Consider the following 10,660-nt stretch of genomic DNA (forward strand, 5'->3'; position numbering starts at 1 on the left):
GGTCACTCCAGACCTGTGAGAAAGAGCTGGTCGTGTGGCATGGCGTTGCCGTATCGGTCAAATACGAAGATTTCCAAGGCGTAGACGGGAGTGTCAGCGCTGAGGTAGGTTCGACGGACTGCGACGCATGGTCGAGCACCTTCGGTGCTGGTCGAGACGATCTCGACTTGCGCGCTGCCGGTGGCGTGGGCCCAGCGGATCTCACACGCATCGATGGCGCTGCTGTCTCGGAGGTCCCACAAGCGGAGTTCGAATACCGTGCCCAGATCGAGTGGCTTTCCACGGCTGGCAAGGCCGGGTTGTTGGTGGTCGAGGCTGATGCGGCGCGGCCCAGTGGTGGTCAGGGCGTACCCGGCCATCGGTGTCCGCCGGGTTTGTGCGTGGGAGATGACCCCCTCGAGAGTGCCAGTGTCGAGTGTTGTGGCCACATACCAGGTGTCGAGCAGGGACATCATGTGGTGTGTTCCTGATCGAGCACGTCGGCCCAGGAGCGCCCTGGGGCGCTTTCGGCTGGGTGGCAGAGCCGAGCGAGTTGGGCGAGGATCTGGCGACTCATCTGTTCATGGGCGTCCTGGCCGGGGGAGACGACCCGGAAGGTTCCGACAGGGGAGTCCAGAGCGACGTCGATCACCCGTACTTGTCCCAGGCCGCGGTTTCCGTGCCCGCCCAGTCGAAGGGTGCCGTTCGCGAGTTCGCTGAGGGTGAGTCCGAGCAGGGCGAGCACGGCGCGCTGGCGCGTGTCATCTAGGCCGGAGGCGTCAAGGTCGAGGACGAGCGGCTCCCATTGACGGTCGACGGCCGGGGCGGTCCGCCATAGATGACCCTCAGTGGTCGCGCCAGACCAGCGATCGATGCTGTTGTGGTGCTGTTCACGGGTTTTCCCGCCCTGGGCCCGGGCATCGGAGACGGTGAGCCGTCCTCGATGCTGTGTGGAGCCGAAGATGAGGCGGACCAGCGGCGGATCGGTGGCCACTTGGTCGACCAGCGTCGAGCCGGTCCAGTCCGGCAGCGCTCGGCCGCGGGCGGCCAAGATGGTCCGGGCGATGCGAGAGGCGCGGCTGCGTAACGCTCCTCGAATAGCGGTGCCGGGCAGCACGTGCTGAGTGCCGGCTTTGCGGGAGGCGACTAGATTCCCATCGGCTTCATCAGCTACCAGCAGACCGGTGATCGGGCGCCAGGCAACGGTGAATCGGATCCGTGGCGGGCCGGTGACCCATGGCCGGGGCGGGGGCTTCCCAACGTCGGTCCACCAGGCATCGGTGCTGGGATCCTTGGGCCTTCGCTGGCCGGCGGGCCAGTCGAATCGGTGCTCCACATAGTGGCCCAAGGCTGCCAGGTTGGCAGTGTCCCAGCGGCTCACCTGCAACGTGGTGAGGGTACTGTCGATTCGGCCCCAGCCGATGTTAGAGCGCGCGCCAAGAGTGAATCGCGGGTCGCGCAGGGCGCGGGCAATCTGGCCGATCTGGTCGTGGACGCGACTGGCCCATGCTGCCGATGCGGTGGCGGTGAACGTCAGGGTGCACCGAGTGCCTGCTTCCACGACCTCGTGACGAAACAAAGATCCGGGCGCAGCGGTTCCGGTGGTGCGGTTGATGCCGTTGCCCTGGATGGTGGTTATCGCCTGGGCAGGAAGGACGACGTCGTCCACCTGGATCGCCGAAGCGCGATCCACCGATCCCCACACCTCGGTGTCCCAGCAGTTCGTCGCTACGCCGAGTGATTCGGCGTCCCGGGCCTTCAGGAAGGCCGCGATCGCTCCGGCGATGCTGCTGCCCGGAATCAGGGGCAGCCCGCCGCCAGCGCTGCGGGTCTGAGACACCACCTGGCAGTCTGGGTCAGTGTCCTGAGCGCCGACCACTGCCCGGTCGTCGAGGCCGCCGATGTGTAACGCGGTGGCCAGGGTGATTGTGGCCTGCAGACGGTAGCGGATCACCGGACTGCTCCCACGGGGGCGGCGGGGGGGCGGAAAGCGCGGGTGGCGTCGCGGGTCAAAGGATGCTGCAGGCTCAGGCGGCCGTACCCTTCGGCGCGGCGCTCGCCCAGGCCGGTGGCCGCTATTTGGGCCAGTTCTTCGGTTCCTGCCCCGTTCCATGGGATGGACACCACGCTGCCGGCGGCGAGGGTAGTGAGGGTGGGGCGTGGGGCGTTCGCAGTCCAGCTGTCGATCCTTCGGTAGCGGATCGTGCCCATGGGCCACATGTCGGGGTCCGCGGGAGTGCTGACGCCAACGCCCTGCACGGCAAGTGCGCTGACCAGGTCGTCTACGGTCGCATGAGCGAAACCGAGCCCGCGCAGGTAGAGGTCACTGAGCAGCCAGACGTGCAGCAGGCCCTCATCGGGGGTCAGGGGCGGCGGCGGTGCGGGATCGGGCAGGGTCACAGTCATGGTGCAGCGGCCGTAGGCTGCCCCCGGTTTGCCACCCAAGTCCGCGTCGCCACTGAGCGTCAGCCACCACTGTGGGGGCAGCCGCTCGGCCACCTGTTCGGCAATGCGAATTTCGGCGAGGAACGTGGTGTGGGGAGTGAGGGCCATGACGGCGTAGAAGCCTGCTTCTGTCAATGTGCGCCCTGTCGCGGGGTCGATCCGGTTGTGCGGGATCAGCGCAGTGGTGACCGGCTCGTGCACCGTGAACGGCTGGGTGTGGCGAACCCAATGATGGTACGGGTCGGTGGCGGCAGGAGTGAGCGGGGCTGGCCAGCACTGCTCGCCGTCGACCGTTGGGTAGCCGTTGCCGGCGAGCAGGGCGCCTGAAACCACCGCATCCCGGACGATCTCGTCCGTGGCGGCCAGGTCGCGCATCCGCCAGTGGAGCCACTTCAACACGGCCGTGCCGGTCAGGTAGGGGTGACTGAGCAGCACGTTCGAGCGGACCCCTGCGTTCAGCGTCAACGGCTGATGGGGGACTACTGCGACGTGCGCGACGATATAGGAGAGCGGTTCGGCGCTGGCGATAAGTCGCGGGGTCTGCCGTGGGCGCGGGACGGGGGGCGGGACCGGCTTCTTGGCCAGATCCGCCAGACGCCGGCCCAAAGGGCGGCCCGGGCGGTCGCGCTGCAACTCCAAGTGGGTCTGGCCGGCCCCCCGGCGACGGTTCCCACCGACATACTCGACCAAACCGAGGGCGGTCTCTGTGATCAGCCAGGCGGCTTCCAGCGCTACCGGCTGCCACACCCAATCCCGGTCGAGAGAGTCGCGGTCACGCAGCACTACTCGGGAAATCAACTCGGTGGCTCCGGCCCGTTCGATGTGGCGAAGGTGGTCATCGGCTGCCGTCCCGGTGATCGGGTCAATCCGAATCCCCGGGCGAAGGACCGAGGTCACCGCGTCCGCGGTGGCTGCGGTGGCGGTGCGCATCACCAGCAGCCCCTGCTGGGTCGCGGTGCCGCACAAGACCTGGCGCCAGGCCTGCCAGATCGGGGCCGCGGCGGGCGCATTCACAGTCAGCGCGTCGAGCACCTCACCGACAGCTTCGCGGAGCAACCCGGTCAGGTGAGTTCCGCGCAGCAACACCCGCCCAGCTTGGTCCCGCTGGGTGGCGACATCGGCACCCTCCCCCCGGTGACCGGCGCCATGCGTCCAGTCCGACAACAGGCGTACGTACACCTTAAGTTCAGGCATGATCCGCACCGCCCCCGGTCATCGCGCGCAGTACCGCCGGAGGGGTCACGTCAAGGATCGCTTTGACATCGAACAGAGTGCTGCGGCGGATTGTCCGATCGGACCAGAGTGGTTCACCCTCGGGCCCGCCCAACAACGCGGTCTGCGTCGGCCATGTGGTCCGCAGTCGTTGCCACCGTGCCGCTGCGGCCGGTCCCAGATCGTCGGTATCGTCCTCATCGCGGCTCCTGTGGTGGCGCTGTACCTCTGCCATCAGCTGGATGAGTTGGCCCCGGGGCACCGCAGTTTTCCCACTCACCACGCTGGCGGCTGCCGTCAACAGCCCTGGCAGGGTCCCGAGGCCGGTCCCAGCAGCGCGCAACGGGCCTTGGCGCGGGACCTGATGGCGGCGCCGGAGCTGATCCAGGCGGATGTCGAGACTGTCATGCACGACCTCGAACTCGACCCGGCTGTCCGCCCGTCCTCCACGCTTGGCCTCATCGCACAGCTCCTGGGCCAACTCGACGCCGAAATGGTACGGGAAGGTCGGCTTCACCAGGGCCACCCCGGCCGCGGCGCGAAAGCCACCCGTAGTCGTCAAGTTCACCAGATCTGGATGATTGGCTGAGAGTTGCTCCAGAGCAGCCAGATAGGCTCCGACGAACGCGAACGCGTAATTGCCGTGCACGACCACGGTTAAATCGTCACCGCCGAGCATGATCGGAAAAAGCGGCAGCACCCGCGGAGGAGGACCGTCCGAGGCCGTGTGCGCGACCCTCAACACTTCCCGCGCCGCCTCTACATAGGCCGCTTCGATCACCACCGCGATCGCAGCAGTAAGGACCTGTTGCCGGTCGCACAAGGCCTGACCGGTCTCCGGCAAGCCAGCCAAAGCCGATCCCAAATGGTTCACATCCGCATAGACAATCCCCAGCCACGAAAGATCTCCCAACTCTCCAGGCTCGTCCGTCAGAGCCACTTCGAGCTCTCGCAGGTGCGGAACCAAGCGGACCCGGTCCTCCTCGCCCACCCCACCCGCGGCGAGCACAGCCAGCAGATGGTCCCGGAATCGTGGTGCCACCAGCCGTTTGGCGCGCGAGGGCAGCGACAGCCCCGCCTCCCGGTCGCGTCGCCACTCCGCGGCGTGACCCAGGGGCGTGACCACCGGCTGATTACTCACCCGGCATACATCCAAGAAGGGAATCACCGGTGAGCACTGGTCCATCGAGACCCGCCCACTGTGCGCCCGTTCGAGCGCGCGGTAACCCTTTCGGAGATCGTCTTGCGTTAAGTCCCTGTCGCCCAACGGCACCCACGCGCCGCAAACGTCCAGACCCGGCGCTTCGGCCAGGGCCGTGCGGGACACCCGCTCGAGCAGACCTCGGGCAAGCTCCGGTGAGTCGACCACCGCGCTGACCATCCCGGACCGGGAACTGACTGGGCTGACGCGAGCACCAGCCCCCGCGTCCAAAACAGCGGTGTCGAACCAGTCTGGCAGCCGACTCACCAACCACGACGCGCCGATTTGTTCCCGCTGAACATTGGTCGCGAACAGATACGGCACGATGCCCATGATTTCCAGATGCACGAGTACCCGGTCGAGGTTCGAAATCACACCCGTGCCCCGTCACCGATGTCTTTCGTGACCTCGTCGGGGTCTTGACCACCGCGAGCGATATTCCGCTTTGCCAGCTTGTAGGCGATCGCAGAGATCGGGGTGGCGGTGGCATTGATGACAGCCAGTTCGTCAGCGAACGTCTCCAACACCTCGCGGGCCTCAACGGCGGACATGAAGTCAAGGTCGGTGGTACGAAAACGCCGGATCTTGCCCTCAGCCGCCAGATACCGGTTTCCAGCCGACGTACAGGCCTGCGCCGCGCCATCGGCCTTCAGCGTAGTGTGAACAGCCGTCAAGATGGCAGCGGCACCAGCACACAGTCCCGCCACCAGTTGCAAATCTCCCGACAAAAAAGTCGTCACCGCCGCCGTGGCCGACGAGGCCGCGGCAAGTAGGCCGGTCACCAAGTGAACAGCCCGCCACTGTTTCGCCATCTCGAACTGACCCTGATGACAGTATCGCGCGCTCTCTTCCAGAATCGCAGCTTGAGCGCGGACCTGCTGCGAGCGGTCGTCACTCATATGATGCTCGACTGATTCGACCGCGAGTACCTTCGTGTCCCCGTCACGAGATTGGAACCAACTGCGGAGGCGGTCGCCCACGGTTACCGTCATGAATCTGACGTTATAGCCGCGCAGCCGCCCTACTGGCACGACACGCCCCCGCCGTCCTGACCGCCTGAAACAACGGCCTACCGGTATCTCGCGTTGACTGCGTGTCGCAGGCCGGCCAAGAGGGGTAGCCCAGCCTACGCTGCAGTCGTGCCGACCCGCTGGTGGATTCCCCTGGACGACGTAACCGACCCAGCAGCAATTCGCTTGGACCACACGCACGCAGCACTCGCTAGCTGGCTGGATCCATTGACTGCTGACCACAAAGGCGTTCCCTTCGACGAGGAACACGCACAAAGGCTCAAGCCTTGGTTCAACGCACCATTAAGCCGCAACGGCGACGGCCAACTAGGACTCGAGGTCAGCACCCTCACCGACCACCTCACCCGGTGCCTCCACAAGGGCCCGCCCCAAGCCACCCTCCGACTCGGTCGGCAGCACGCCCGGACCGTGGCCCCGTCCCCGATCAAACACGCCAGCTGGACCGACATCGACCAATCAGACTTCACCAGCACTTGGACCCTGGCATTCCTCACCCCAACATGCTTCCGCCGACGCGGGAGTTCCAGGGTGTCGGCCCTTCCGTCACCCGAGCCCATTCTTCGCCAACTCAACACCTACTGGACGGCCTATAGCGGACTCAAGTCCCGCCTCGGCGATCATCAAACCCCGGACCTCGTCGTGACAAGCTGCCACATTCGCACCCACCATGTGCAGCTGGCCCCTGCCCGGACCGTGCCACACAACCAGCGATTCCCCAGCAAGGTCCCCGGCTTCACAGGTCACCTGACCCTCGAAGCCTCACCTCGCGACGCATCAAGCATCGCCCCGCTCATGCAACTCATCGATTACGTGAACATCGGCAGTTTCGCAAGGCGTGGGCTCGGAGTGACCCGACTGGTACAGATCAACGAAATGTAACTTGTCAGGGAAAGGTAAACCGCCTCCCCCGCGCCACTGCAACCTTGCCCCCGACACATACTGCCTGCCCGCATCGGATCCGGTATCCGATGCCGTTGCGTTGACAAGGGCTGATACGACGGGGTTCACGAATGTCTAACGCGAGGAGTCTGTTGCGCTCACTCGTGCGCGCTCGGTCATCCTCCACCAAGGGTGGTTGGCTAGGCAGAATCTTTATTTCGGGCAGTGTGCCGCTGGAACAGGGCTTGAATTTCGGCGATCGTGCTGCCGGTGTCTAGCATCATGCCGATCGTTGGGCTGTCTCCGATTCGATCCTGGAGATGAACCGCCCCAGGTTTCCTGCCGCTGCTATGCGGGTTGTGGCTCTCGGGTGAGGGCCGTGTAGTGGGCTTGCTCGTACTCGGCGGGGCTAACCATGCCAAGGGTGGAGTGGAGCCTGCGATTGTTGTACCACTCGACCCAACCGGCTGTCGCGTATTCGACATCGGCAAGGGTCTTGAACGGGCCGGAATGGAAGATCGTGGTGCGGATGCACTCGGTCTTGTAAAGACCGTTGATCGTCTCCATCAACGCGTTGTCATACGCATCGCCGACCGACCCGATCGACGGGGCGATGCCTTCAATCTCCAGATGCTCGGTGAAATGAATCGAGGTGTACTGAGATCCGGCATCCGAGTGGCAAATCAGCTGCCCAGGCACGGTCGGATGACCCTCATGAGCCCGCTGCCACAGCGCCATCCGCAACGGGATCATGACCAGATCGGTGGCCTTCGACGTGGCGGCATGCCACGCCACAATCCGCTGAGCGAACACGTCGACGATGAACGCGACATAGACGAACCCCGCCCACGTCCGCACATACGTAAAGTCGGTCACCCACACCCGGTCCGGGGCGTCGGCGGTGAAGTTGCGATCCAGCAAGTCACCGGCCCGGTTGCCGCTGGCGGCGGGGATCGTGGTGCGGATCCCTTTGGCCCGGCGCACCCCCTGCAGTCCCAGGGTCCGCATGGCCCGATCGACCGCACCGGCCGAGGCATCGGGGATCGCCGTGCGGCGCACGTAGGCGATCATCTTGCGTCGACCGTAGAGCCCTTCGGGGGTCATCACCCGCATCCCGCGGGCGTTGGTGGTCCACACGACATCGCGGACCGCGTCGACGACGTGGGCATCGCTGACCGTCCGGGCCGCCACCACCCGACCGGGCTGCTTCCACGACCGGTAGGTGCGCGCGGCGATCTGTAAGCCCTGCTCGCGCAGGACCCGACAGACCGACTCGACCGCGTGCCCCTCGGCGCGCTGAGCATCGATGAAGGCCATGATCAACGATTGCGGGGGTCGAGCTCCCCCGCGAAGAAAGTGGCGGCCGCTTTCAGCACGGCCACGTCCTCACGCAGCCGGCGGTTCTCGGCCTTGAGCCGCTTGATCTCCGCCGACTCCTCCGAGGTGACCCCGTCGCGCTGGCCGGCATCGACCTGGGCCTGGATCACCCAGCGACGCACGGTCTCTTTACCGACCCCCAGCTGCTGGGCTACCGCTGTCGCCGCGGCGGTCAGTGATGGGTACTCCTGCTGGTGCTCGGTCACCAGGCGCACCGCCCGCTCACGCAGAGCAGGATCAATCTTCTTCGGCATGCTGTCCATCCTTCCGGACTCAAACAGCAGCGGCATCAAACCTGGGGCGGTTCAAGATCCGCTTGCGTGAGACCCGCGGCTCGGGCCAACTTGATCACGCGCACGGACCAAGAACCCCATAGCCTCCGATCGTCAGGGGTGATCCCAGCGATCAAAAATTCCTCCGCCTCTCTGGGGTCATGAATGCCGACCGCTTCCCAAGCCTGGCGATCCTGACTGTCAAACAGCCTCATCACCCACGGATCGGGAGGCTGGCGTCGTGCTCTGGGCGCGCGACTGTCTCCAAATCGGCCTTGAGATGGTGGGAACGATCGTGCCCGATTTGCTCTCGAGACCCTCGTGGGGAGGTGGTCGACGCCCAGGTTTTGCCGGATAGCCTCCTCTATTGGGTCAGGTGCCTCGGCGGGAATCGGTGCAGATGCTTGCCTCAAAGTGCTGCGCTTCTTCAGACTTTCGCGCACTCTGAGCACATCTGCCGGTTCAAGCGTCGAGGATGCGGATCGAACGAATATGCCTAACGCATTTAACCGTCTTAGCAGTTCCTGAGATCCAATTTCGAGTTTTGTAGCGACCTCGTACACCTTGGCCTTGGACAAGGGCCCACCTTCCGCGGGACAGTGATCAAACGATCGGGCGAAAGTTTACAGCGTGATGGGTAGGTTACGAGCGATGGGCCGTCCTCGTTACCACAAACCACGGGCACGCCTTTCCCGCACTGGGCTGTGGACCAGTTGAACGAGGGCTGGGTGATTCAGGGTGGGTCGGACCGGATGCCGGTGGCGCGTTCGTAGTGTCCATCAGGACAACCCCAACGTATCCGACGACGTCGGCCAGCGCGTCCGGCGACCAGGCATGAGCAGGTTGACACCAGACCTCGACGCTCTTGGTGGATGCCACCTGCTCCGCTGTACAGCCTGGTTATGCATTGGAGCAATACTCACCGTGCACCAGCGTAGAGCCAACCCGGTTTGCCTTCCGAGCAGTGTTTTGACAACTGGCCAGGCCCCCCCGGATACTAAATCGAAAATGCCGCTACTGCGGTTTGTCTCTTCATCGGAAGATGCCCGCGAGACTAACCTCATCTCGGTCGGCATACGTGCATGTGTGCCTCGATAGGGTTGAGACCATGAGGAACACTGTGCCGCCGTATCAGGATTTCTTGTGGCCATCCGTGGTCGCGGTGCGCGAGCTGGGATCTTCGGCTTCAATTGAGGAGATGCTCCAACAAGTCATCACGGTCATGGGCTTCTCGGAAGAACAGCAGGCGGTGCTGCACGGCGACGGGCCGGGCTCGGAGATCGCGTATCGACTGGCGTGGGCGAGGACCTATCTGAAAAAGATGGGCCTGATGACGAACTCCAGCCGCGGTGTCTGGGCACTGACGGACCAGGGGAAAAGCGTTCAGGAGCACGAGATCTTGCCGCTGCGGGCGGACGCTCTGCGTCGCTGGCGCGAAGAGAGCCGAAGGGAGAAACCTGCGACCGATCGGGCAGCCAAGGATTTCGCCGAGGCGGACGACGAGCAGTCTGTCGAGGAACAGGACGATGAGCTTGCGACGTGGCGCGACCAACTGCTCGACACCTTGATGAGGATGGATCCGGTCTCGTTCGAACACCTCGCCGTCCGACTTCTCAGGGAAGCTGGGTTCACCAGCACCAGCGTCACCGGCCGCAGCCATGACGGAGGGATCGACGGCGTCGGAACCTATCGGATGTCGCTGTTGTCATTCCCGGTGTATTTCCAGTGCAAGCGCTACCAAGGGTCGGTCGGCGCCCCCGCGGTGCGCGACTTCCGTGGCGCCATGGCTGGACGAGGCGACAAGGGTTTATTGATCACCACCGGGTCGTTCTCCTCGGAGGCCCGCAAGGAAGCGACCCGCGACGGGGCACAGCCGATCGACCTGATCGAGGGCAACCGTCTGTGTGACCTGCTCAAGGAGTACAAGATCGGGGTCACCACCACCGTTCGTCGGATCGAGGATGTCCGGATTGACGCCGACTACTTTGACGGCATCTGACCGAAGTCGTCGCGGAACCCGATCTTCGGGGGTGATCAGCTGCGGACCTGGAGCGCAGGGGAGACCCTCGACGTTCCGCTAGGTGTTCCACACCGACCGTGGTGACAACTAGGTCAGTTCAAGAAGGCACGCTGTGTCATGTCTGGCTTCGCAGGCTGCGACCGTAGCCACTTGATGGAATGGAAGAAGGGTCTGCTGCACGATCAGGTGACAGTGATTAGTCACGCAGCCTGAAGGGCTGGTGTGGTCATGATCGTCTCGTACT

General features: G+C 64.6%; 9 protein-coding genes and 1 other annotated feature. Of the genes, 2 read left to right on the forward strand and 7 right to left on the reverse strand.

Features of this window, described 5'->3' with window-relative positions:
* Nucleotides 1-2: 2 nt before the first annotated feature.
* Genes ACQ260_RS09985 through ACQ260_RS10005 form a run of 5 tightly spaced genes read right to left on the reverse strand, consistent with a single transcriptional unit; the run spans nucleotide 3 to nucleotide 5,829 of the window.
* Nucleotides 3-455, reverse strand: a complete 453-nt coding sequence (locus ACQ260_RS09985; protein WP_432559271.1) for a hypothetical protein — start codon at nucleotides 453-455, stop codon at nucleotides 3-5.
* Complete coding sequence (locus tag ACQ260_RS09990; protein ID WP_432559272.1) at nucleotides 452-1,933, reverse strand: RAMP superfamily CRISPR-associated protein; 1,482 nt, start codon at nucleotides 1,931-1,933, stop codon at nucleotides 452-454. The genes ACQ260_RS09985 and ACQ260_RS09990 overlap by 4 nt, the downstream gene beginning before the upstream one ends.
* A complete protein-coding gene (locus tag ACQ260_RS09995) occupies nucleotides 1,930-3,618 on the reverse strand; it encodes a hypothetical protein (RefSeq protein ID WP_432559273.1) in 1,689 nt (562 codons plus the stop codon). The genes ACQ260_RS09990 and ACQ260_RS09995 overlap by 4 nt, the downstream gene beginning before the upstream one ends.
* Nucleotides 3,611-5,212 carry a hypothetical protein gene (locus ACQ260_RS10000; protein WP_432559274.1) on the reverse strand — a complete coding sequence of 534 codons (1,602 nt, stop codon included), beginning with the start codon at nucleotides 5,210-5,212 and terminating at the stop codon, nucleotides 3,611-3,613. Before ACQ260_RS10000 ends, ACQ260_RS09995 begins: the two co-directional genes overlap by 8 nt.
* Complete coding sequence (locus ACQ260_RS10005) at nucleotides 5,209-5,829, reverse strand: SLATT domain-containing protein (RefSeq protein WP_432559275.1); 621 nt, start codon at nucleotides 5,827-5,829, stop codon at nucleotides 5,209-5,211. The genes ACQ260_RS10000 and ACQ260_RS10005 overlap by 4 nt, the downstream gene beginning before the upstream one ends.
* A 147-nt stretch (nucleotides 5,830-5,976) precedes the next feature.
* Here ACQ260_RS10005 and cas6 point away from each other — a divergent pair, with 147 nt between their 5' ends.
* Nucleotides 5,977-6,747, forward strand: coding sequence for a CRISPR system precrRNA processing endoribonuclease RAMP protein Cas6 (gene cas6 / locus ACQ260_RS10010; RefSeq protein WP_432559276.1), 771 nt, complete (start codon nucleotides 5,977-5,979; stop codon nucleotides 6,745-6,747).
* Nucleotides 6,748-7,095: 348 nt separating this feature from the next.
* Here the strand turns inward: cas6 and ACQ260_RS10015 are convergent.
* Together ACQ260_RS10015 and ACQ260_RS10020 are read right to left on the reverse strand one after the other, a co-directional pair.
* A protein-coding gene (locus ACQ260_RS10015) for an IS3 family transposase (protein ID WP_432559277.1) occupies nucleotides 7,096-8,378 on the reverse strand; the annotation gives its coding sequence in 2 pieces (ribosomal slippage) (nucleotides 7,096-8,105 and nucleotides 8,105-8,378; 1,284 coding nt in all).
* Nucleotides 7,975-8,109: a sequence feature (AL1L pseudoknot), on the reverse strand. It overlaps the preceding gene by 135 nt.
* A gap of 35 nt (nucleotides 8,379-8,413) precedes the next feature.
* The gene (locus tag ACQ260_RS10020) at nucleotides 8,414-8,959 is read right to left on the reverse strand and encodes a translation initiation factor IF-2 N-terminal domain-containing protein (protein WP_432559297.1); all 546 of its coding nucleotides are present in this window, start codon (nucleotides 8,957-8,959) and stop codon (nucleotides 8,414-8,416) included.
* Nucleotides 8,960-9,516: 557 nt separating this feature from the next.
* On the opposite strand from ACQ260_RS10020, the gene ACQ260_RS10025 reads away from it, so the two are divergent.
* Complete coding sequence (locus ACQ260_RS10025; RefSeq protein WP_432559278.1) at nucleotides 9,517-10,395, forward strand: restriction endonuclease; 879 nt, start codon at nucleotides 9,517-9,519, stop codon at nucleotides 10,393-10,395.
* The last annotated feature ends 265 nt before the right edge of the window (nucleotides 10,396-10,660 follow it).

It is taken from the genome of Ammonicoccus luteus, assembly GCF_050880385.1.
Classification (GTDB): Bacteria; Actinomycetota; Actinomycetes; order Propionibacteriales; family Propionibacteriaceae; genus Enemella.

Bases quoted from the DNA above. Each gene is read 5' to 3' on its own strand.
- ACQ260_RS10005 (WP_432559275.1), bottom strand. From the start codon at position 5,829: ATGACGGTAACCGTGGGCGACCGCCTCCGCAGTTGGTTCCAATCTCGT.
- ACQ260_RS09995 (WP_432559273.1), bottom strand. From the start codon at position 3,618: ATGCCTGAACTTAAGGTGTACGTACGCCTGTTGTCGGACTGGACGCAT.
- ACQ260_RS09985 (WP_432559271.1), bottom strand. From the start codon at position 455: ATGATGTCCCTGCTCGACACCTGGTATGTGGCCACAACACTCGACACT.